The sequence below is a fragment of the Synechococcus sp. MIT S1220 genome (genome assembly GCF_047303025.1).
Taxonomy (GTDB): Bacteria; Cyanobacteriota; Cyanobacteriia; order PCC-6307; family Cyanobiaceae; genus Parasynechococcus.
Window position 1 is genome coordinate 1,735,289 of record NZ_CP138939.1, and the last position, 23,268, is coordinate 1,758,556.

General features: G+C 49.5%; 17 protein-coding genes and 1 pseudogene. 13 read left to right on the forward strand and 5 right to left on the reverse strand.

Features of this window, described 5'->3' with window-relative positions; translation table 11 throughout:
* The first annotated feature begins 4 nt into the window (after positions 1-4).
* Positions 5-151 (forward strand): hypothetical protein, encoded by a 147-nt coding sequence (locus SIB64_RS08915; protein ID WP_413443086.1) that lies wholly within the window; start codon positions 5-7, stop codon positions 149-151.
* On the opposite strand, the gene SIB64_RS08920 is transcribed toward SIB64_RS08915, so the two are convergent.
* Positions 133-1,068 carry a bifunctional riboflavin kinase/FAD synthetase gene (locus SIB64_RS08920; protein WP_413442955.1) on the reverse strand — a complete coding sequence of 312 codons (936 nt, stop codon included), beginning with the start codon at positions 1,066-1,068 and terminating at the stop codon, positions 133-135. The two genes, SIB64_RS08915 and SIB64_RS08920, sit on opposite strands and share 19 nt — an antisense overlap.
* A 59-nt stretch (positions 1,069-1,127) precedes the next feature.
* On the opposite strand from SIB64_RS08920, the pseudogene SIB64_RS08925 reads away from it, so the two are divergent.
* The 5 genes and pseudogenes from SIB64_RS08925 to SIB64_RS08945 form a co-directional block, all read left to right on the forward strand.
* A pseudogene (locus SIB64_RS08925) lies at positions 1,128-1,400 on the forward strand (DUF3611 family protein); the annotation flags it as partial.
* A 399-nt stretch (positions 1,401-1,799) separates the two neighbouring features.
* Positions 1,800-5,930, forward strand: a complete 4,131-nt coding sequence (locus tag SIB64_RS08930) for a S8 family serine peptidase (RefSeq protein WP_413439890.1) — start codon at positions 1,800-1,802, stop codon at positions 5,928-5,930.
* 236 nt (positions 5,931-6,166) lie between these two features.
* Positions 6,167-11,728, forward strand: coding sequence for a glycosyl hydrolase family 18 protein (locus SIB64_RS08935; RefSeq protein WP_413439891.1), 5,562 nt, complete (start codon positions 6,167-6,169; stop codon positions 11,726-11,728).
* 490 nt (positions 11,729-12,218) lie between these two features.
* Complete coding sequence (locus SIB64_RS08940; protein WP_413439892.1) at positions 12,219-12,350, forward strand: hypothetical protein; 132 nt, start codon at positions 12,219-12,221, stop codon at positions 12,348-12,350.
* A gap of 42 nt (positions 12,351-12,392) precedes the next feature.
* Positions 12,393-12,950 (forward strand): DUF3611 family protein, encoded by a 558-nt coding sequence (locus SIB64_RS08945; protein WP_413439893.1) that lies wholly within the window; start codon positions 12,393-12,395, stop codon positions 12,948-12,950.
* Between the two features lie 292 nt (positions 12,951-13,242).
* Here the strand turns inward: SIB64_RS08945 and surE are convergent, their stop codons facing one another.
* On the reverse strand, positions 13,243-14,043 hold the full coding sequence (gene surE / locus SIB64_RS08950) for a 5'/3'-nucleotidase SurE (protein ID WP_413439894.1): 801 nt from the start codon (positions 14,041-14,043) through the stop codon (positions 13,243-13,245).
* Positions 14,044-14,113: 70 nt separating this feature from the next.
* Here surE and pheS point away from each other — a divergent pair, with 70 nt between their 5' ends.
* The 4 genes from pheS to SIB64_RS08970 all read left to right on the forward strand — a co-directional run bounded on the left by pheS (position 14,114) and on the right by SIB64_RS08970 (position 16,752).
* Positions 14,114-15,121, forward strand: coding sequence for a phenylalanine--tRNA ligase subunit alpha (gene pheS / locus SIB64_RS08955; protein WP_413439895.1), 1,008 nt, complete (start codon positions 14,114-14,116; stop codon positions 15,119-15,121).
* A 104-nt stretch (positions 15,122-15,225) separates the two neighbouring features.
* Positions 15,226-15,495, forward strand: coding sequence for a hypothetical protein (locus tag SIB64_RS08960; protein ID WP_413439896.1), 270 nt, complete (start codon positions 15,226-15,228; stop codon positions 15,493-15,495).
* Between the two features lie 185 nt (positions 15,496-15,680).
* Entirely contained in the window at positions 15,681-16,007 is a 327-nt protein-coding gene (locus SIB64_RS08965; protein ID WP_413439897.1) for a hypothetical protein, read from the forward strand.
* Entirely contained in the window at positions 15,931-16,752 is an 822-nt protein-coding gene (locus SIB64_RS08970; RefSeq protein WP_413439898.1) for an AarF/UbiB family protein, read from the forward strand. The genes SIB64_RS08965 and SIB64_RS08970 overlap by 77 nt, the downstream gene beginning before the upstream one ends.
* A gap of 72 nt (positions 16,753-16,824) precedes the next feature.
* Here SIB64_RS08970 and SIB64_RS08975 read toward each other — a convergent pair whose 3' ends face one another.
* Both SIB64_RS08975 and SIB64_RS08980 read right to left on the reverse strand, forming a co-directional pair.
* Positions 16,825-17,745, reverse strand: a complete 921-nt coding sequence (locus tag SIB64_RS08975; RefSeq protein WP_413439899.1) for a hypothetical protein — start codon at positions 17,743-17,745, stop codon at positions 16,825-16,827.
* Positions 17,746-17,792: 47 nt separating this feature from the next.
* Complete coding sequence (locus SIB64_RS08980) at positions 17,793-19,802, reverse strand: hypothetical protein (protein WP_413439900.1); 2,010 nt, start codon at positions 19,800-19,802, stop codon at positions 17,793-17,795.
* A 129-nt stretch (positions 19,803-19,931) separates the two neighbouring features.
* Between SIB64_RS08980 and SIB64_RS08985 the strand changes: the two genes are divergently transcribed.
* The 3 genes from SIB64_RS08985 to SIB64_RS08995 are packed head-to-tail and all read left to right on the forward strand — an operon-like array spanning position 19,932 to position 21,930.
* Positions 19,932-20,840 (forward strand): NAD(+) kinase, encoded by a 909-nt coding sequence (locus SIB64_RS08985; RefSeq protein ID WP_413439901.1) that lies wholly within the window; start codon positions 19,932-19,934, stop codon positions 20,838-20,840.
* Complete coding sequence (locus SIB64_RS08990) at positions 20,837-21,520, forward strand: winged helix-turn-helix transcriptional regulator (RefSeq protein ID WP_413439902.1); 684 nt, start codon at positions 20,837-20,839, stop codon at positions 21,518-21,520. The genes SIB64_RS08985 and SIB64_RS08990 overlap by 4 nt, the downstream gene beginning before the upstream one ends.
* A 2-nt stretch (positions 21,521-21,522) precedes the next feature.
* Positions 21,523-21,930, forward strand: coding sequence for a DUF192 domain-containing protein (locus tag SIB64_RS08995; protein WP_413439903.1), 408 nt, complete (start codon positions 21,523-21,525; stop codon positions 21,928-21,930).
* Between the two features lie 10 nt (positions 21,931-21,940).
* Here the strand turns inward: SIB64_RS08995 and cbiE are convergent, their stop codons facing one another.
* Positions 21,941-23,206: a precorrin-6y C5,15-methyltransferase (decarboxylating) subunit CbiE gene (cbiE, locus tag SIB64_RS09000; RefSeq protein ID WP_413439904.1), complete on the reverse strand. Its 1,266-nt coding sequence runs from the start codon at positions 23,204-23,206 to the stop codon at positions 21,941-21,943.
* Positions 23,207-23,268: the final 62 nt, after the last annotated feature.

Here is a 23,268-nt window from a genome sequence, read left to right on the forward strand (position 1 = left end):
CATCTTGTGGAAGAACGCAATTCCAGGGGACATGGAGAACAGCGGAGCTGAGAGCACCATGCATGTCCTGGTTTGGGGCATTGCCCTGCTTGGCGGCATCGGTGTGTTCATCGTTTGGGGGCTGACCAATGCCTACCCGGCTGTCGCCTGAGCGTCGATGGCTAGATGTTGACGCGCAGCCTCGGCGTCGTGTCCGATCTGCTCGCTGAGAGCATCGAGACTCTCGAACTTCTTCTGTCCGCGGAGACGAACCACCGGCTCCACGCGAAGCTGGCGATTGTCTAACTGAAAGCTCCTGTCCAAAAGGTGAACTTCGACCGCAGATGGTGACGTGGGGTCGATCGTTGGTTGTGGACCCAGGTTCATGACAGCGGCCATGCGTTCGTCTTGACCATCCAGCTCCGCCCAGGCGGCATAGACCCCCAGGGCTGGCAGAAACTTTCGGCCATCAACCTGAAGGTTCGCCGTCGGCCAGCCCAGTTCCCTGCCAAGGCCACGGCCTCGTACCACCCGGCCTTGAAAGCGATAAGGACGGTCAAGAAGCTTGCGTGCCGTTTCAAGGTCCCCTGACTCAAGGGCAGCACGAATGCGGCTGCTGCTCATCCGGCCTTCGATGTCCTCAACGATGTCCACAACGATCACGTCAATGCCTTTTGCGGTGCCGAGGGTATGGAGCATCGCTGCATCACCTTCTCGATTGCGTCCGAAGCGGAAATTGCGGCCAACAGCAACCCGTTTGGCTTCCAGGGCCTCCACCAGAACTTGCTCAACAAAGTCTTCTGCACTGACACACGCCAGTTCTCGGTTGAATGGAACCAGCACAAGTTGCTCAATCCCAAGCGGTTCAAGCAGCGTGAGTTTTTCGCTTGGAAGATCAAGGCGAAGCCGAGGTTCGCCATAGAGCACCTCCCGTGGATGGGGCCAAAAGCTGACCACTGTTGGAATGCCTGAATCGGCTTCGATCGCGTGACGAATGACATCGCGATGGCCGGCGTGCAGGCCATCAAAACTGCCCAGTGCCAGGGCTGTCGGCCGTCGCGCGTCCTTGGGGGAGCAAAGAGGAATCAACGCGGTCTGTTCACCGAGTGGTTGTGATGCCAAGTTTGAACGACAAGCTGGGCCCTTGCATGGCTGACCGCCTCGATTTTCAGAAGCTTTCCTTTGGGTTGCGGCGGATGGGCTGGATTCGTTTTTGGATCCAGGTCGTGCTTGGCATTGTTGTTTTGGGAGTACTGCTCTTCAACAACATCGGTGGAAGCCTGGCTGGAAATTCTGAGCGGGCTGTCGGGCTTGGTCCAGGCCTTTCTCTCACCAGCCTTGCCTTTCTGGTGCTCCTCTTCAGCCTCTGGCATAGGAGTAAAGATCGTTTGAGCGGGTTCGCTCTCAACAGTAAAGCTCAACATGATGAAGACTTGCGGAATCTTTTGTCTGAACTGGCGTGGATGATTGTTAGTTTTTCATCTTCAACCATCCCCTGCTTTTGCTCACCAATGATAGGATTTAGGCTTGAACCTTCGGGAATCGACGCAAACCTCTGGTCAAGAACTCGGGACTGAAATGACTTGCAGCCCGGAAATAAAGCAGTTGGAATTTGTAAAAGAAAAACTTAAATGCGCAGAAACTTTGCTGAGGAACTAGGGGTTATTGCCTAGTTTTTGGAAGGTATTTGAAAGTGTAATGCTCAATATCTTTGCTTCTTAACTTTTTCTACAACTATTGGTTGACTGTTTGTAACTTTTAGGTGGCGGATGTTTCGCTCATGTATTAATGATAGAAGAGAGCTTAGATTACGAATCACAATGGCCGACGAGACATTGAACTCACTAGACAAAATCGATTCAATTGGCAATGTTCATTTATTAAAGAATCCTAAAAATATTTTATTTGCTCAGTCCAATGAGGATCCCTATGGAGAAGCTCTAAATGAATTAAAAAACTTGCGGGATCGTCCTTACCGCACTCCAAAGGAAACTTCATCATGGATGGTTGTAGGTGCAGAGTCTTATCAGGGAAGCAATAATCTTGCTCTCTGGAATATAAACAATAGGAAATTGCGGGTAATCGGATTTGACGAAGACTGGAAAATGACACGATCAAAAAAGAATTATAAAGCATCTCACCCGAGTTACTTTGACATTGAAAAGTTATTTAGTCAGGATTTTGATGATAGTGGTACCATTGGAAAAAATCCTCCTATTTATACAGTAGTTGAAGGAATTGGTAGTGTTGAACTTATCAAGGATCAATACCGCCACTTGTATATCGACACGGTAAATGGATCGCCAGTTGAAATCACCCGAAGAAACGGAAAATCGCTAAGAGCTCCTAAAAAATCAAATCCTAAATGGAGTTTGATTGGAGCTGAAACTGCAAATTCAGAGAACTTGTTGCTTTGGAAACAGTCAGCGACTGGGGCGATCCGTACTTGGACATGTAATTCTGAATGGAAGCAGCTCAAAGGTGGAAAGCTTTTTAAACCTGGTACAGAAGGTTTTGTTCAACTTGAAGAGATTTTCAAGCAAGATGTAGACGAAAATGGACATATTGGACCTATTAAGCCCACTTACACCACAATCGAATCGATTGGCAATACAGCTTTGATTCAAGATGATGATAAGAAGGCCTATGTTGAAAATGTTTATAAAGAAGGAAAAATTCCGATCGTGTCAGCTGATGGATTGCAGCTGAATATTGGCTCCGATGCATCAAACATGGAAATGATTGGTGCCGAACGTGTTGATGGCCTCAATAAAGTTGTTTGGCTTGATTTAGAATTAAATGGTATCAAAAGTGGTACCTTAAATGAGCGTTGGGAGCTGCAATCAGAAAGCGGACTTCTTTTTGATGACGAGTCAGAGTTTCATCAATTGGAAGTTGAGTTTCAGCAAGACTTTAATCTGGACACTTACATTGGTGAGAAACCCAAGCAATATACTTTAATTGAAGATAATGGTAGCTTTTCGCTCTACAAAGACCAATCTAATTTTGCCCATGTAAGCGATCAAGTTGATACACAAAAATACGAAGTAAAGGACATCTCAGGTGATCCAATTAATGTTGGTTCTGCTGATTCTGAGCTGCAGATTATAGCGGCAGAATTTTATGAAGGAAGCAATCACTTGGCTGTCAAAGATAATTTGACTGATGCAATTAATACCTTGACACTTGATAATGATTGGGACTGGGATGATCTCAGCGAGACTGATCCAGTTTACCCCGGTTCCAACGACTTTAATCACTTAGAAATCTTGTTCGAGCAAGATTTTGATGTGGATGGCTATGTCGGTGGCCCACCCAAAGTTTACACGAATATAGAAACAGATGGTTCGATTACTTTAATGCATGATCAAGCTAATTATGGATATATAAAAGTATCTTCCGACGGATCAATTCAGACGATTACTGATAGCAGTGGTGCAGAAGTCAACGTCGGATCCTCTGCGGCAGAGAAGGCAATGATTGCAGCGGAGACTTTTGATTCCAAAAATCATGTGGTTTGGAAAACCAACACTGATTCCAGTATTGATCTTTGGACATTGGATGCGAATTGGAGAGAGTTATCAAGTGACCCAGCAATTGCATCGGGTACTCCTCGTTACCACGCGCTTGAACAGCAGTTTGATACAGATTTTGATGCTGACGGATTTGTTGGTGAACAACCAAAAGTTTATACGTCGATTGAATCAATTGGGAATACCACGCTTCTTCATGATCAGTCAAACTTTGCTTATGTAAGAGCATCTGAAGCTGATACGATTCCGATCTCTATTAATTTAGCCAATGGCGAACAGGTTGATGCAGGTTCATCTGCATCGGTTTTACAAATGTTGGCTGCTGAGACAATTAACTCAACCAATAAAATCGTTTGGAGGGATAATCAAAACAAACAACTCAAAACATGGACTCTGGATGCTTCCTGGAATGTTCAAAATGAGACGGCTCTTGTGGCACCTGGTTCAGACGCCTTCAATGCGATAGAAGAAGAATTCCAAGAAGATTTTGATCAGAATGGAATCATCGGAGCATCGAAGGACTTTTGGACGACAGAACAATATTTCGACCGTTTGTGGGGATTTGAAAATCGTGGACAATTTGGTGGTCAGGCTGGCGATGATATTCGAGCTGTGCCTACATTTGGACAATTTGGCGGCGCATCAAACGGAATAAACAATTTGGAGGCGGGACAAAATATTGTTGCTGTATTAGATACTGGTGTTAGGGTCACACATGAAGATTTAAAGTCAAATATTCTTGTTAATAATAGTGAGATACCAAACGATGGATTGGATAATGACTCGAATGGCTTTGTTGATGATTATTATGGTTATGATTTTGCCTACAATGATTCTTCCCCGGATGATGTCAATGGTCATGGCACACATGTTGCCGGCACGGTGGCTGCGGCGTCCAATGGTTTGGGTGTGATTGGCGGTAATCCAGTTGCGAAAATATTGCCTGTGAAAGTTTTGAATGATCAGGGCAGTGGCTTTATGTCTGGAATTGTGAGCGGTGTTAATTATGCGGTTCAACGTGGGGCCAAGATACTGAATATGAGTCTTGGTGGAGCTGGCTATTCTCACTCTCTAAATTCAGCAATCACCCATGCAGGTGAACAAGGAAGTTTGACGATCGTTGCTGCTGGCAACGAAAATAATGACAATGATGTTAATCCAGTCTCTCCAGCATCATTTGATATTGATGCGATGGTCTCTGTTGGTGCGACCACTCCGACAGATGAACGTGCCAGTTTTTCAAATTATGGGCGAACGACTGTTGATCTCTATGCACCTGGTCAAAGTATTTTCAGCACAGGTAGTCGATCTGATACGGATTATCACTTTTTTAGTGGTACATCCATGGCCACTCCTCTTGTCGCCGGCGTGGTTAGCAGCTATTGGGCTCGTCATCCCGAAGCGAGTGCACTCACGGTGAAATCTCGCTTGATGGATTCCGTCAGGCCATTGGACTTTCCGATTAATACGGTGACAGGTGGCCTAATGGATATGGATTCCTTTTTGAAAGGGAGCCATACGAGCAGTTCCTTGTCATCGCGGCGTGCAGCCGCTTCCATGTCTGCAGGACAATTAGATCATCTGCCAAAATTCAAGAAAACCCATATTCTTCATGAGTTAAACTATCACCAAACAAGCAAGAAATATCTCAAGCAAAAAAAGTTAATTGGTCATGTTAAGGGTGAAACGCATCTTGATCGACAAGACACTTTGAAACAGATGCAAAATAGTATTGATAATAATACGCTCAAGTATATTGAATCAGTTGAGCCCATGCATGGCTTGGGGACAACATTGGCGGTCATCGATTTTTCGTCGAAGAAAAAGTCAAATCCGCATCAATCTCTTCAGAAAATGTTTGAAGATGATCATTTTAACTTTTTTGAACTTGACCGAAAAATTAATGTGCCTACTCCGAAGATAGATGATAACAATAATTCTCGTTATGGATTTCATCACAACTTGAGTGATGATGATACTCATTTAACGGCTGCAGATGGTGATGATCATCTGACGGGTCATAAAGGCGACAATCACCTCAATGGTGGGGGTGGACACGATCATCTTGAGGGACGTCACGGTCATGATATGTTGAACGGTGGTTCTGGGGACGATAGTCTTTATGGTGGGGTTGGAGATGATCATTTGGATGGATCCGTTGGTGATGACCACTTGACTGGAAATAAGGGGTTGGATTCATTTGTTTTAAGTTCTGGGCATGATGTTATTCACGATTTTAATGCTAAGCATGGTGACCGTTTGTTAGTCGATCTGCAATCTTTCCCCTACATCAAGCTTATTGAACAAGGAGATGATTTAGTGATTTCGATGCTGGAAGGGGATTCCACAACAACAATCCACAACACAGAGATAACGAAAAGTCTTTATGACTCGATTGATTTTGTCGACTCCCTCTAGTTCTAAAATTTGATTATTGTTGAATTAGACTGTGAGGCGGCTAATGGTTTTTGTAATGGGCTAAAGTATAATAGTATTCAATAATTGTTCTATTGAAACTTATATTTTTTACTGCTGTATTGCTTTGCAAGATCATTTCTTGCTGTATTCTTCTCGCTTCCTGGAGCGATTTAATTCTTTTTTAAGGTAGCAGTCATACTCTATTGTTATATTTAAGGTAGATATCATCGTTTTCTGTGGCAGGAAAAAAATTCACCGTTGGTGCTTCTTCGCCGGACATCAAAGGGTTTGACCCCGCGCAGGACAAGTTGGATTTTGGTGATAACTCTGTACATGGCATGATTGCCGCAAAACTAAAGGATGGTTCAGTTGCTGTTGTTAATCCTTGGGGAGTAGATGATTATCAGGCTGTTGATGTTCGTTGGGATCAACTAGACATTGAGAATTTTGCACCAGTTGGCAATGAGCATTTTCGGCAGGATATAGGAGGCATTCTTTCTTGGGAACTTGGAATCGGACCTAGGAAATCTGGAACAACGTATATACGTTCTCATGAATATGGTAAATCAGAGGTTATTGATGATTTTGATCCAAAAAAAGATAAATTGAATTTTTTGTATGCGGGAACGAGAGAGCGTATGAAAGTGACAGATACAAACAAGGGACTTAAAATATCATTTATGCCGACTAATCAAAGATATCTTTTTAGGGGTGTGAAAAAAAAGGATTTGATTGCCAAAAATATCGAATTCCACTTTGATCAAGTGATGGAAGATAATTTGGAAATACCATTCTCACTTTCGGAGTTAGATGTCACCCTTGTAAGCAGAAGTGGTTTACTGACGCCTCCGGCTCCTGCTGGTTTGACTACAGATGGTGATCAAACGAGAGAAGGGACCAATGCTCACCCGGCTGTTGGAGAAAATGACACCATCGATACCTGGGAAGAGATTGGTGATGAGCATGATCATGGACATGGTGAACAACCGCAAGATGATCCGAAAGACTCTCCAAGTAATGATGATAAAGGAACAGACTCAGGCACTCCTTTGATTTCAGGTCAATTAGAAATTCAAGTTGAGGGTGATTTATACTGGGGCGGCATGAGTGGCAATTTTGTTATTACGAATGTCGGTAATACGGATGCAAAAGATTGGAAATTTGAATTTTTAACTCCTCATTTTGATTTGGAAAGTGGTTCTGTAAATATTCAAGAGAATGTTAAGTCGAATGATTTACGTGAGGTGACAGTTCAACCCCAAGATTGGAATAAAACGATCCCACAGGGTGAGTCTTTGACAATTGGTTTTAACGCAAAAAGTGTTGATTTACCTAAATCAGGAAAGTTGACAGAATCAATGTTTTTTGCACCAGGCCAAATTGAGTCTCCTGATCCCAATGAAGAAACAAACAGTCCAAACCCAACGAATCCAGACCCAAGTAATCCCGATCAAATTAATCAGCCAGACGAGCCAAGTCAAGATGATGGCGTTACAACAATAACGGGTACAGCTGGAAAAGATCTTCTGTTAGGTAGTGATCAAGCCAATGTTATTTTTGGACTACAAAATAATGACACATTGCGAGGAGAAGCTGGCCATGATCGTTTAGATGGGGGAGAAGGTGCTGATAAAATGTTCGGTGGCACAGGAAATGACATCTTTTTTGTTGAAAATAAAAAAGATAGGCCTATTGAGAAGAAGGATGAGGGCGTTGATACGATTGTCTCTTCTGTAAATATTGGTTTAAAACGTTATCCTGATATCGAGAATATCTCTCTGGCTGGCAATGCTCAAACGGCCATTGGCAATGATCTCGATAATATTCTGACTGCGAATGCTCAAAAGAATAAATTCAAAGGTGCTGGTGGTGCCGATACATTTGTGTACAACGACACATTTGATTCTGTCAATGTCAAGAAAAAGGCAAATATAATTTTTGATTTTTCGAGCAACCAAGATGACAAAATTGATTTATCGGGAATTGATGCGTCCTCTCTCGATGTAGGCCAGCAACAATTGAAGTTTATTGGATCAGATAAGTTTTCAGGTGATGACGGTGAGATTAGATTCTTTAAAGGCAAGCTGCAAATTAATACGCTTCAAAAGTTGAATGATAAATCTATTGATTTGGAAATTAATTTGAGGTTTGATCGTAAAAAACTTACAAGTTTTGATCAAGCTTCTTTGATTCTTGAACCTAGTGAAGATCTCCCCACTGATGTTGGACCTGTGCCAACTCCTGGTGATGGTGATCAAAGCAAGCCAGAAGATGGTGACCAAACGAAGCCAGGCGATGGGGACTCCGGTAAGCCGGACGACAGTGATCAAGGGAAGCCAGGCGATGGGGACTCCGGCAAGCCGGATGACAGTGATCAAGGCAAGCCAGGCGACGGTGACTCTGGCAAGCCAGATGACAATGATCAAGAGACGCCAGGTGATGAAACGAGTCCTTTCCCGGAAAAACCAGATTCGGGCTCGAAATCAAATTATGGAGTTATAGGTTATTGGCATAATTGGACGAATTCCACCGCTAAATATATCCCTCTTGTTGATGTTGATCCTCGTTACGATCAGATAAATATTTCTTTTGCTGAACCTAAGACACAATTGGGTGCAGATATGCAGTTTAAACCTGCAGTTGAGAGTGTAAGTGACTTTAAAGCTGCTGTTAGGCGACATCAGCAAAACGGTACTAAGGTTTTGATCTCAATTGGTGGAGCTAATGCACCGATTGAATTGGATGATGAAGAGATGAAAGAGACCTTTGTGACTTCTATGAATAACATTATCAAGGAATATGGATTTGATGGCCTTGATATTGATCTAGAAGGTTCATCGGTTATTTTGGACCCTGGTGATTCGAACTTCAAGAAACCCACGACGCCAAAAATTACATATCTAATAGAGGCAGTTAAGGAAATTGTCAAAGAAAATGAGGTAAATGATAAGGATTTTCTGTTGACCGCTGCTCCTGAAACCCAATATGTTCTGGGAGGATATGGTAATTATGGCAGCGCATTTGGTGGTTATCTTCCAGTATTAGATGGTCTCAGAGAGGAACTCGATTTACTGCATGTTCAGTATTACAACACTGGATCTCAATTTGCTTACACGGATGATCCTAAAACGCCATTTGGTCTCTTAGTTGAGCAATCGACACCTGATTTCTTGGTGTCAATGTCTGAAATGTTAATCGCTGGTTTCCCGGTTGCCCGAAGTACCAACAAGTCTCAATATTTTGAGGGATTCGGGGCATCTAAAATAGCACCTGGACTTCCAGCAACGCCTGCGGCTGCTCCTGCTGGAGGATATATGAAACCCGAATTAACAATCGAAGCCCTTGATTATTTAACAACAGGCGATCGTGATGGATATGAAGGTGAATATATTTTGCGTAATCCTCAGGGTTACGCTGATCTTGGCGGCATTATGACATGGTCAATTAACTGGGATAAATCAGAGGATGGTGGGACAAATCCCTATGAATTTGCTAATGCTTATTCTACATACTTTAATGATTTAGCTGCCCAACCTGATCCTAATAATCCTCAACCCGATCCAGGAAGTGGACGCCCTTCACCTGTTCAGCCTCCCTCAGAACCACTTGTGCCCGACGAGGAGAATAAGCCAAAGCCGATTGATGATGATGACACTAATAAACCTATCAATGAAGACGACAAGCCACAACCTGGAGATGATCAATCACCTCTAGATCCACCTGTGCCCGACGAGGAGAACAAGCCCACGCCCGTTGATGAAGGTGATAAGCCACAACCCGGCGATGAGATAAATCCTCCAGATCAAGTTAATCCTCCATCAGAACAGGAGCCTGGATCAGGCAACAAACAAATTGTGGCCTATTTTGAGAACTGGGGAATTTATGGCCGTAAATATGATGTTGCTGATATTGATGTCAACGATATTACTCATTTAAACTATAGTTTTATGGATGTTAAGTCGGACGGAAGTGTTGTCCTGACAGATCCATATGCTGATATAGAAAAGAGATTTTCAGAATCCTCAAGTGGCAAAAGGATCCAACGTCAATTTAGTGCTGACGAATGGGATCAATTGAGCAATTCTCGAAAACAAAGCTACAAGCGTGTGAATGCAGCTAGTGATTTTGAGACCTTGATGAATCCGGATGGATCTGCTCAGGTGATTGCGCAACCTGATGCCTGGTATTACGGTGAAGGAATACCAGGTAAATCATATTATGGTAACTTTAATCAATTAAGGCTCGTAAAAGAGCTTTACCCCAATGTTGAAATTGGTTTTGCTCTTGGCGGTTGGACTCTTTCTGGAGATTTTAGTGTTGCATTAGGCAAGAAATCTGGTCGTGAAAAATTTACTGATGATTTAATTGGTATTCTTAAGCAGTATGAATTCTTTAGTGTCGTCGATTTTGACTGGGAGTATCCAGGCGGGGGCGGTTTGGAGTCTAATTCGGTTAGTCCTGATGATGGAAAAAATCTCGCGTTGACTTTAGAGTTGCTCCGCACCAAATTAGACACTCTTGAAAATAGTAGCGGAAGAGATTTTGATATTTCTATTGCAACTGCTGGAGGCGTTAGCAAGTTGCAAAACCTGAATATCCCTGGAATCGATCCATATATTGATCTTTATAATGTGATGACCTATGACTTCCATGGTGGCTGGGAAAATATAACGGGACATCAGGCTGCCATGACAGGTGATCCTGACAATCTAGATGTTGTTACTTCGATGAAATTTTATAAGGATTTAGGCGTTGATATGAACAAGGTTATTTTAGGAGCTCCTACTTATACACGTGCATGGGGATTGGTTGAGCCAGGATCAGAATTTGGTTATAATCAGCCAGGTGATAAAGATGCTGCAAAGGGTTCTTGGGAGGCCGGAACTTATGACTACAAGTCAATTCTCAAAGATGTAGAAAGTAATGATTATGAGTTGATCTGGGACGATGAGCAGAAGGCTGCTTACATTTATGATGAAAATGATAAAATATGGAGTTCATTTGAGACACCAGCAACGATTGCTGGAAAGTCTGAATTCATCGAAGATACAGGGCTCGGAGGCATGATGTTCTGGGCACTTTCTAGTGATGCTCAGGGTGAAAACAGTTTGATTAAAGCTGCTAACGACGTCTTAAACAATGGTGATTCACCTTTGGACGTTGCAAATCGGGGTCCACAATTTGATGACATTATTAAAGGTGACGGTCGTTTCACAATGAGCGATTTTACTGGGTACCTAACGCATTCATCAGTATCGGCAAGCAACGTTGCTAACAATTTTGGTTTCGACGATACATCCAGAACAAAGATACAAGGTAAGAGTAGGCATCACAATCTTCATGGGACTGATCGTGACGAGCACATAATTTCTCATCATAAAAAGAAAGGCCACGATATTTTGAGTGGTAGAGCAGGTGACGACATCTTGGAAAGTGGCCCTGGTCGGGATGTGATGCATGGTGGTTCTGGGGATGATCACTTCCACGTACATACAAAAGGTCGTGCTACTAATTATAATTTTGATACAATCTTAGACTTTAGTAGTCGTGACGATAAACTGTTGTTGACCGATGTAAATGACGTTCGTTTTGCAAGTGTTGACTCTGTGAAGCAATTAAAGAGGTATCTAAAACGTGACGAAAATCTGATTTATGATGAACAGAGTGGTTATCTGTATTTTGACTTTAATGGCCTTGCGCCTGGTAACGGAAAAAATAAGACTGTCATTCCTACTGTTTTATTGAACGGCTCTCCAGATATTACGGAAGATCACTTTATCTCAGCTCAAGCGACTTGACTTTTTATCTTGCATCAAGGTAAGGCTTTAAGTCACCTTTACAGTTTGGGGGACCTTACAAAGGGTCCCTTTTTTTGTTGTTTTGACTATAAATGCGTCCGTCGAATATTCTTGTTTTGATTTTTGCTGACGTCGGCTCGTATTTCATATTCCATTGCTTTCGATGGAGCTTTTGTAAGGCTAGTGCCAGTTTATTGTCTAATTTCGCCAGTTCGTCTGTGATCGTGCTTGCAATATTATTGCAAAGTGTTTTTAATTTATTTCAGCTAATTATGTTTATTGTGGTCGTTGTTGGTTGTTCGCATGAGGTCTGCTGATTGTTTTATTCTTGGTATCGATCAATCATCTTTATCTCTTTGCGTGAATCTTAACAAGCTATTTTTTCTCTTGAATATTGCGTCTTGTTGAACCCTCTCTTTCATTTTGGTCTTAAGTGCCTTTTTTGAGAGGTTTCCATCTTTCCAAGGCAGGCATCCAGCGCTTGCAGCTGATGATCACGACTGGGCATGCCCTGAGTCGGTTTTGGTGGCATGACCATGGCAATGAGCAGCTGTGTCAGCTCTATCTCCACTCAGGCACCCCTGGAGGTGCAAAGAGGGGGCTGATGCAGGCTGGCCAATAGTCGGTAGTGATGCCAAGTTTGAACGACTAGCTGGGCCCGTGCATGGCTGACCGCCTCGATTTTCAGAAGTTGTCCTTCGGGTTGCGGCGGATGGGCTGGATTCGTTTTTGGATCCAGGTCGTGCTTGGCATTGTTGTGGTGGGCGTGCTGCTCTTCAACAACATCGGTGGAAGCCTGGCAAGAAATTCTGAGCGGGCTGTCGGGCTTGGTCCAGGCCTCTCTCTCACCAGCCTTGCCTTTCTGGTGCTCCTCTTCAGCCTCTGGCAGGGGTGGCTGATCGTCCGAACCGGCCGTGCGATCGACAGTGCGGCACGTCCATCCCGCGGTGAAACCTCGCGGCTCATCAAGCGAGGATTACTGGCGGACCTGCTTGGGCTGACATTTGCCGCAGTTGGGTATCAGGCTCTGGCGGGAAGTCTGTTTGTGCAGGCATCGATGCAAACCCCCGGCATCGCAATCGGTGGTCGTGGCATGGCAGACAACCTTGCCATCACGTCTCTGGAGATGCTTTCGGTTTTAAGTAACACGCAAGTTCTCTTTGCCCATCTTATTGGAATGATCTTTTCGCTTTGGCTTTTGCAGCGTATTTACCGCTCTTAATTGTCTACCGTTAATCGTGTGTTGCGCAATGAATGGCCTTTCATTTTATATTTGATAACTGAATAAAGCTGGATTTTTCGGGCTGGTTCTTGCGAAAAATAGATTAAAGATTGCTTTCTTTTCTGTGTTTTTAGGCATACTTTGAGTGCATGGGGTCAAGCGATTGCAGTGTTACTTTAGGGAGTGATATTGAGCTGAAAATGGATGGCTGAACCCGCTGAGTTCTGCTTGTTTCTGGGGTTTATGTTTGGCTTAGAGTTAACTAAATTGCTATTTTTATTGCAGCAATCTGTCAGCGGATCTTTTTCCCATTCATCGAGAGCTCGGGTAGGTTTGCCAGTGGGCCACGCCAGAAAAGATCTGGTTGGATCGGCGTTAATGATGGACAATTTCCGTCCACCTGTGCCACATCACTGGGCCAATCTCTTGGGCCTTCACCAGCAGATTCAAGATCCTTCACCACTTCGCCGGCCAGCCAGTAATAGGCCCGCCCTCTTGGATCTTTCCGCGGGCTGAATTGTTCGTCGTATCTGCGAATGGAGAGCCGCGTCCAGCGCAACGGTCCCATGGTTTTTAGCTCACAGGGAGGGATGTTCAGGTTGAGAAGGAGGGTTTCTGGCCATCGATCAGCCAGAGCCTGTTCCGCTACATCCAGGGCCAGTTCCGCCCCAGCTTGAAACTGGCGCCATTGAAAACAGGCGCTGCTCACCGCCATGGAGGGGATCCCTTCAAGAGTCCCTTCCATGGCAGCGGCGACGGTGCCGGAGCAGAACACATCCGTGCCCAAATTGGGTCCGTGATTGATACCGGAGAGCACCAGATCGGGTTTGTCCTTGAGCAGTTCAAAGAGAGCCAGCTTCGTGCAATCGGCGGGTGTCCCACTACAGGCCCAAGCTGTGACTCCATGTTCAAAGAGCTCATCGGCTCTTTCGGCACGGATGGGACTTTGAAGGGTGAGACCATGGCCGGTGGCGGATCGCTCCTGATCAGGGCAGACCACGGTGACCTGATGGCCTCTCCGGGCTGCTGCCGCAGCGAGCGTTCGGATGCCTTCTGCGAAGACTCCGTCGTCGTTGCTGATCAGGATCCGCATGGAACGGCTTGCAGTGCGGGGAACTTAGGCGCCTGGCTGCTTACAGTCAGCTGCCTTTGGTTACAAGCCCGTGAGCGCTCCGGTCACCGTTCAGCAGCTCACCGAACAGCTTGATGCCCTTGAGCAGCAGGCATCGGTTGATATTTCTGAGGCTTGTGACGCTGATGCCCTTGAGCAACTCCGTGTTGGCCTCCTTGGCAAAAAGGGACAGATTTCCGGGGTGCTTGGCGCCATGGGCAAGCTGGCTGGACAGGATCGACCTTTGGTTGGGCAACGGGCCAATGTGTTGAAAACCCAGGTTCAGGCGCTGCTGGCCGATCGGTTGGAGGTGGTGAAGAAAGCGGCGCTGGAGGAGCGGATTGCTCGGGAAACGATTGACGTCACAGCGCCGGCCAGTGGTGTGCCGATGGGGCATCGTCATCCCCTGATCACCACGACGGAGGAGATCGTCGACCTCTTTCTTGGACTTGGATACAGCGTGGCAGAGGGCCCTGAGGTGGAACAGGACCACTACAACTTCACCGCTCTGAACATCCCTGAAGACCACCCTGCGCGGGACATGCAGGACACGTTTTATCTGCAGGGTGATCTGCTGCTGCGAACCCACACATCACCGGTGCAGATCAGGCACCTTGAAGAGAATCCCCCTCCGGTGCGGGTTGTAGCTCCCGGCCGCGTTTACCGCCGTGACGCCGTGGATGCCACGCATTCCCCTGTGTTTCATCAGGTTGAAGTGCTCGCCATTGATGAGGGCTTGGATTTCAGTCATCTGCGTGGCACGGTGATGGCTTTTCTGAAAGCGTTTTTCGGAGATCTCCCCGTGCGTTTCAGAGCGAGTTATTTCCCATTCACTGAGCCCTCTGCCGAGGTGGATGTGCAGTGGCGCGGCCGTTGGTTGGAGGTGATGGGCTGCGGCATGGTTGACCCGGCCGTGCTCACAGGTCTGGGGCTCGATCCTGAGCGATGGAGTGGTTTTGCCGCGGGTCTCGGTGTGGAACGTTTTTGCATGGTGCGCCATGGCATTGACGACATCAGGCGGCTCTACACCAGTGATTTGCGCTTCCTTGAGCAGTTCTGATCATCCCCACAGCAGCACCCTGATCCGCGTTGTTCGCTCTTCTGTTTCAACCCGATCACTCTTGAAAGTCTGTAGCTAGAGCAAGGGGAGCTTTTTCAACGCCCATGGCTGATGTGAATCAGGACAGGATTCAGAACCTCGCTGATTCCATCAAAACCGGTCTGGATGTTGGTGTTGATGCCATCGCTGGAAAATTGAAGGACGCCCAGTTGTTCGCTGACGCAAAAAGCGAGGAAGTGGAACGTAAAAATCAGGCTCTCAAGGAAAAAATGGCCGACTTCCTGCGTTCGGCCCAGGCCAAGGGGGATGACCTGCATGAGGGCATGAACGACAGAATTTCGAATTGGGTCAGGCAGATCGAATCCAACTCCTGATGGGCTTAGGTCTGCATTCGGTGTCCTGTCCTGGGGGCCTGATTGTTTGGTTGCACCGTCCTTCCAAATCAGCCGTTGGTGCAGACACCGGATCAATCGTTGTTCCTGGTTGAAATGTGTCAATGTTCGCTTCCATTCTTGCTAACTCGGCGCGAGCTGCAGAAATCATTCCGTGGTTTCAAGCCATGAGTAGGCAGTTTGTCAAGCAATTCGTCAACCAGGCCAATCCGGATTCGCCTCGTTTGTCGTTGTCGGATGTGCTCTGCAGCCTCCTCACGGAATTGGGGCCTGTTTATGTGAAGTTGGGCCAATTGTTGAGCACCCGTGCTGATCTCATCAGTGAGATCGCTCGGCAATCGCTCGCTTCAAACCATGAGCAGGGGGTCAAAAGCGCCAATCGCCCACTGCTCGGCGCTTTTTATGGAGCAATACTTCGTGGAGGGGTTCTTTCATGCAGATCCCCCTCCCGGCAATCTGAAAGTGGATGGCAGTGGAGTGATCACCCTTCTTGATGAAGGGATGATCGGTAGTTTCGATCCGGCTTGCAGGAACACGTTGCTGGATCTGGTGCTGGCATTGATCAATCAGGACGCCGCACCTGCGACGGATCTGCTCGTCATGCTGGCGCCCCCGGCTCCCGGGATCCGCGTTGATCGGGTTCAGCTGCAGAGGCAGTTGCAGCAATTGATCGCTGCAAATCTGTCCAAGCCCCTGAAGGAAATCAACTTTGCATTGTTTCCTGAAGAGCTCCTGCAGCTGGCCAATCAGGTTGGCCTGCGGGTCCCTGGAACCCTTGGTTTGTTTGTGAAGTCCGTCACCAATCTCGAGGGTGTGGGTTCTTCTCTGGATCCAGAATTCAGCTTCACTGGAGAGATGGAACCGCTGGTGGCCAAGTTGCTGGCCCGTTCGCTCCTGCTGCCGGGAGGGAGCGCCATGCCGTTTGGTCTCGATCTGCGCAATTTCGCGTTGGACGCACCACGCCAGCTCAGTCAGCTACTTCGACGTTTCAGCGGGGATGAACTCGTGTTTGCCCTGCAGCTGGAGGGTTTGGATCAGTTGCGCACCACGGTGGATCGTCTCTCGCGACGTCTTTCGCTTTCAATTCTTGTCGCTGCGCTTCTGCTCAGCGCCACAGTGATGACAACATCACCAGAGGAGGCTTTGCTCCAAAACATCAGCGAAGGACTGTTTATTGCTGCGTCTTTGTTTGGTCTCTGGCTGATTCAATCACTTCTCCGATCGTCCCGGTCTAGTTGAACGGCAGAGGGTGTTGAACAGAAAGCTGTTGATCGGAAAGTTGTTGATGGAAGGCGGCTGGTCAACGAAGAATCAATCAAACAACCATCTGAATCCCAGGTTTACACCATTCTGACTTGATTCATAGCCGTTCCGTCCATCATGGGCTGAGTACTCAATCCCGAAGTAGCGATACGCGAGGGAGATCTGGGCCGAATTTCCCAATGCGTAAGCCAAGCCTGCTTCGACGGTGCCCGAGAGATCCTGCTTGCCATTGAGCCCAAAACCACCGACATCCATGCCGAGGAAGGCTTGCCAGTCTTCACCCAGTGCAAGGGTGGTGTTCATGCCCAAAAGGGGCTGCACCCAAGTGTTGTGCCATGTCTCACTGGCTTCATCGGCAATGTCGCGTTGAAGTTGCCTTGAGGGAAGGATTCCCTCGACGGTCACGTTGTCTTGGAATGAAACGTCCATGTCCAATGAGGCGTCGATCAATCGCATTCCTGCAAAGCCAATGAAGCTCACCGACCCAGGCGTCATCCGTGGCTTTTGAATCTCACCGGCGCGGTAGCGCAGGGCGAGATCAAACAGTGTTTGCTCGGTGTCGGTGACCGATTTGATGGTTCCTTCGGAGGTGATGCGTCGCTGCGGCAGGCGCGGGTGGCGATCGTTGGGGATGGGGTTGGAGCTGTTCCAAGACGACACCGTCTCGGACGTGCTGAAGCTGAGATGGTCCAGGCCGGCTTGCAGGCCAAAGCGCCCTTTCTCGACAGCCACCTTGCCGCTGAACACGCCGGTGAGCATGTCCAAAACATCGCTGAGATCCAGCGTTTCGCTGGTGTTGTTGTTGTCCAGCGTGGTTTTGGAGTGGGTTTCCAGGGGGAAGAATCCGTAGGCCTCCACATACACCCGGGTGTCGTTGTCTCTTTCCTCGGCTTCTTCTGCGTAGGCCGACAGAGAGAAAGGGGTGAGCAAACAGGCAGTGGCGAGGCCAAGCAAGCGGTTGAGACGCATCGGGCTTTGGAACGGAAGAATTCAGATGATTGATTCAGTCGAAGACATCAGCGTGGCTTGCGCACTGGACCCATCAGGGGGTTTTGAACCGGGCCGGCTACGCCATAGGTCACAACGAATCCTTGGCCCCCTCCAAATGTGGAGGTGCGTCCTGTGTAGGTGGGGTTAATGACGACATCACCGTCGAACCAGTTGTTGGCGCTCCACAGGTTTCCAGCGTCATCAACGATTACATCGGTGGTGATTTGAATAACTCCACTTTGGTAGTTGTGAATCACATCCCCAGTGGTTTTTCCTGCCGGGCAATTGACGGGATTGACGCCGCAGATGTGAATCAAGCTTTGACCATAGAGATTGCCGACCCAAACGTTGTCGTTTCCGTCGATGGTCACTCCCCAGGGGACATAAGCGGTGCCTTTGGCGATTCCCTGCTTGACGACTTTCATGTCGGGTGCAATCAAACCAACCATCCCAGCCTGTGTGAGGTTGGGGTTGTATAGGTAGAACTCAGCACCCGCCTCGAACTCCTCCATGATGGTTTTGGGTTGTGGTGCGTTGGCGGGGATGTTGGGTGGCATTTTTCCGCCTGGAGGAAGTGCTCCTTGAGGAGAATTGGATTGCTGGGCAATCCAAACGTGCCCTGTTGAGTCAACGGCAACACCACGTGCTCCAAGGTTCACTTCGATCGTTTTGGCCTGATCAGGAGCGTCCCCTGGAAAAACGGTGAGTTTGTTGTTGTAACTGCTGCTCACCCACACTCTGTTCTGCGCGTCAACGGCAACACCGAAGGGTGCTTCGAGGCCATCAATTGTGATTCGTTCCCCCTGGGTGTAATCGCCACCAGGGAAATAAATCATGTGGTTCGAGGTGTTGTCGGCGATCCATACATCTCCTTTGGCGGCTGTGGCGACCCCCTGAAGCTGACCCACTTCCCCGTCAATGGTGGCTGGCCCGAGTGCTTTGCCGTCTTTGAGGTCGAACACCCCAACCATGTTGTTGAACGCACCAACCCAGGCGTATTTTTCTGATACTCCGGTCCCCCAGCCCACACCGTTGATGCCTTGGCCGTTGTAACCGCTAATTGCTGGTGAGAGGGGTGTGCCGCCGGGGCCGAAGTGGGTCATGCCTCCGCCGATGTTGTTCACCACGCCGGATTGAGAGCCCGGCATCCAGTTGGTTCCACTCCACATGTTTCCTTTTCCGTCAAACATCAACTTCCCGAGAGCTAAAGCACCGCCACCGTCAAAAACCAGGGAGAGGGAAAAGCTTTTGGGTTGAAACAGCAAATAGGGAGCGGATGCTGTTGTGCGCAGCTGTGTCGCTTTGTTGATCGGGTAGGAGCTTTGGAACAACTGATAGAGCGCGCCGGCGTTCTTCCAGGGTTGTCGGGCAATGGACGTCATTGCTGAGAGTGTGTTCTCTGAACTTGTTAGGGCGAGCAGCTGATTGCATGCTCGAGATTGCTGCGGTTGCCCGCACAAAGCAATCAGATCTGAGAGCACATTCATCCGAGCCGCAGTCTCGGAATTCAGCAGGTTGGTGCTTTTCAGCAACGTTGCACCAAAGCGACCCGTGCTCTGGTCCACCAGGTTTTCCACTTGGCTCGACCCAATCGCTAAGGCGCTTTGACTCCCTGCCAACGCTGTGCCCTCAAGCAGCTGGGCATTGGGCCAAACCGAACCAACGGTGGTGAGCTCGTTGATGGCGACATGGTGATGCTCATCCCCGCCGAGCACCGTGAGCATGGTGAGTTGGTCGGCGCTGGATCCGCTGATATCGCCACCTTCGGCCACGAGGTAATGCACGACCCCTTGCGTTGCTCGAACCTTGACGCTGAACGCACCGTTTTTATTCGAGCGATGGGTGCTCAGTTCTTTGGGGGATTGCCCGGGTTGGGTTTGCCAGAGGGTGATGGATGAGCCGCTCACCGGCTGACCCTTCAACGAGATCTGTCCTTTCAATGTTGATTGCCCTCGGGCTTCGACAGATCCTGTTGCGGTCCCAAGAGCCAGTGCACTCAGGGCAAGGACCTGTCCAAGCGTTTTGAAGGCTTTCATGGACGTCAGTGGGATTTTTTTGTTTCTAGAGAGAAATAGAAATTTGCGCAGCATTTCGATCCCGATCACGTACACATGGGCGCACGACACTTCCCATAAGCTGAGCGGGTTCTCCGCCTTCTGCGATCGGTGCCCCGCATCGGACTGATCGTTAATGATGGCAAGCCGCTGGCAGTCCAGACGGCCGACACGATCCAGCAGCGGCTCGCTGCGGTTGGCCATGAGGTAGTGCGGGCCAGCAGTTCCGGCGGCATGGTCGGTTTCGCTAACCCAGATCAACATCTCCGCCTGCTGGGATACAGCGCTTGTGTCCCCGATGGGTTTAACAGCGCCATGGCTCTGGCGATCGTGCTGGGGGGTGATGGAACGGTGTTGTCCGCTGCGCGTCAGACCGCCCCGGTGGGGGTTCCAATCCTGACAATCAACACAGGGCACCTCGGTTTTCTGGCTGAGGCATATCTCGGCGACCTCGACAGGGCTCTCGATGTGATTCTCACGGAGCAATGGACGATCGAGGAACGCAGCAACCTTGTGGTGAGTTTGCTTCGTGGAGATCAGCGCCGTTGGGAGGCCCTCTCACTCAACGAGATGGCTTTGCACCGCGAACCCCTCACGAGCATGTGCCATTTCGAGATTGCCATTGGTCGCCATGCCCCGGTGGATATCGCCGCAGATGGCGTGATTCTTTCCACTCCCACAGGATCGACCGCCTACGCCCTGAGCGCCGGAGGCCCCGTGATCACCCCTGACTGTCCAGTCCTACAGCTGACGCCGATCGCCCCCCATTCCCTTGCATCCCGGGCGCTGGTGTTCAACGATCGGGAGCCGGTCACCATCTTTCCCGCCACTCCAGAACGGTTGATGATGGTGGTGGACGGAAGTGCTGGTTGTTATGTCTGGCCGGAGGACCGTGTCCTCATCCGGCGAAGTGACCATCCTGTCCGCTTTGTGCGACTTGTCGATCACGAATTTTTCCAGGTTCTTCGGAACAAGTTGGGCTGGGGATTGCCCCACATTGCCAAGCCTGAACGGTCATGACGCACCGTCCGTTGCTTTTGCTTGCGGGGCGTGATGCCGTTGCGCTGGCTTCTCGACTCACCGCTTCGGGTTACGTCACCATCGATTGGCTCAGCGCTGGTGTCGCTGCAAGTGAGATCAGCGGGCCAGAGGCACCCGCTGCCGCCATCCTCGCCGCGGATCAGAAACCATTGATCGCTGAACTGCGCCAGCGTTTTGGTGCCATCCCAATTCTCCTCGACCTTCAACAGGACAGTGTCACGGCCAGGGCGGACTGCCTGTGTTGGGGCGCCGATGATTTTTGGTTGTCCACGGTCGGTCCGAGTGATCTGCTGTTACGACTTCGTCTGCATCGCACAATCCAGGCGCGTTGCGCGGGGGATGCCCCCGTTCTGCAGGTGGAGGATTTGCACTGTGATCTTGGCCAGAGATCGGTGCATCGCGGCGCACGACCCATCACCTTGACGGCTCGTGAGTACGAGCTGCTGTTGGTCCTGATGCAGCAACCGGGGCGGGTGTTCAGTCGCGATGAGCTTCTTCATGCCGTCTGGAAGGAGGAGCGCTCCGGCAGCAGCAATGTGGTGGAGGTGTATGTGCGATACCTGCGGCAGAAACTCGAGGAAGCAGGGGAACCTCGCTTGCTCATGACGGTGCGAGGCATCGGCTACCGCCTGGGTGCTTCTGAAGTTGATTCCCTCTGAGGATGGAACCCTCTACACCGCCCCCACAGCATCTGCCCCTCACGGCGGAATGGTGTGTCACGACCGACCGCTGCATTTCCTTGGAAGTGGCCAGAACCCCAGAGCAGCAGCGTTTGGGGATGATGCAACGCCCTGCACTGCCACCCTTGCGTGGAATGTGGTTTCCCTTCGAACGACCGATTCGACTTCGTTTCTGGATGCACAACACGCTGGCGCCCCTTGATATGGTCTTTTTGCGAAAGAACCGCGTGATCCACATCGAGGCGCGGGTCCCGGTCTGCCCTGCACTCCCCTGCCCCAGTTATGGCCCGGTGCAGCTGGGAGATGGTGTGATCGAACTCGGCGCTGGCGAGGCGGAACGATTGGGAATCTCCAAGGAGCAAATCGTTCGGATTGGCCCGATTCAGTGAAAAAATCGTATCAATAGCGTGTAGTTTTCGTGCCTTTCAGGATCATGGTTGGATTCATCGGCGCCAGTCGCGTGCCATCCGCCAGCACCTGACCGCGCCAGGCTTGAAGCTGGCTCAGGCTCACCCGCAGTCCCGCCTCTTCCAGCAGGGGCCGCAGGTCGGCGATCGCCTCGATCGTGGCGAGAGGGATCACCACCACCCCCTCGGGACGTAACCGTTCCAGCGTGAATCGAAGCAATGCACAGCGATCGGCTCCACCCCCTCCAAGCAGCACCCGGTCCGGTTGATCGAGGGGGACCGTGAGAATCGTCCTGGGTAGATCGCGAGCGTCAATTTCCAGAATCGCTGCGGGTTCAACCTTCAGGCGTGTTGCATTGGCTCGGATCAGTTCGGCACCGCCACCGCGTCGCTCCACCGCCAGCAGCTGCAGATCAGGTCTCAGTCGCAGTGCTTCCAGCCCGATGCTGCCGGTTCCTGCCCCCAGATCCCAGAGCACACCTTGTGGTGGTAGATCCAGATCCGCGAGCAGCTGCAGCCGCACCTCGCGTTTGGTCATCAGCCCTGGATGGTCGGGATGTTGCCGATACAACCCATCATCGAGACCGAACAGAGGGAGTGGACGCTCCGGAAGTGGAGGCTCTGATATGGCGATCAGCACAACCATCAGCAGGCGAGGCAATGCTTCAGGCAGCGCTTTTTCCGTTGAGAAGAGCTGCACCTTTTCTTCGGGGTGGCCGAGATTGGCGCAGACCCAGAATTGATAAACCGCAGCGAGACCACTGTTCAGCAATGTGCTGCGGACGGCTTCAGCACCACCCCGATCGGGATCGGTGAGGACGGCAAGGGCAGATGGGCGTTTCTGCAGCTCGCGACTTAGTTGCTGTGGGTCCCGTCCATGCAGGCTGACGCAGCTGGTGTTCTGCCACGGATGGCCGATACGTGCGAAGGCCAGTTGCATCGCTGAAGGGGCCGGATGAAACCGCAGGCGCTCGGGGCCCAACCGGTCCAGCAGGAGTCTGCCGATGCCGAACCAGAGCGGATCTCCACTGGCAAGGACAACACTGGGCTGACGACCCCTACGTGCCAGTTGAGCACAAAGCTGGCGGGGATTGTCGCTTGCAATCAGCTCATGCCTGTCGTCGTCCATGAGCCATGCACGGAGGGCTGGATGCAGCCGACGTGGAGCCGCCAGCCATCCTGTCTCCCGGATCAGCTTTTGATGCTGCGCCGGCAAGGTCTCGGGTGCGCCTGCATCCGTGCCGATGACATCAATCATGACGATATTCTGTCGTGAAGATCAGCTTGCGTTGCAAAAAAATCCTTAAAGGACGCATCGCA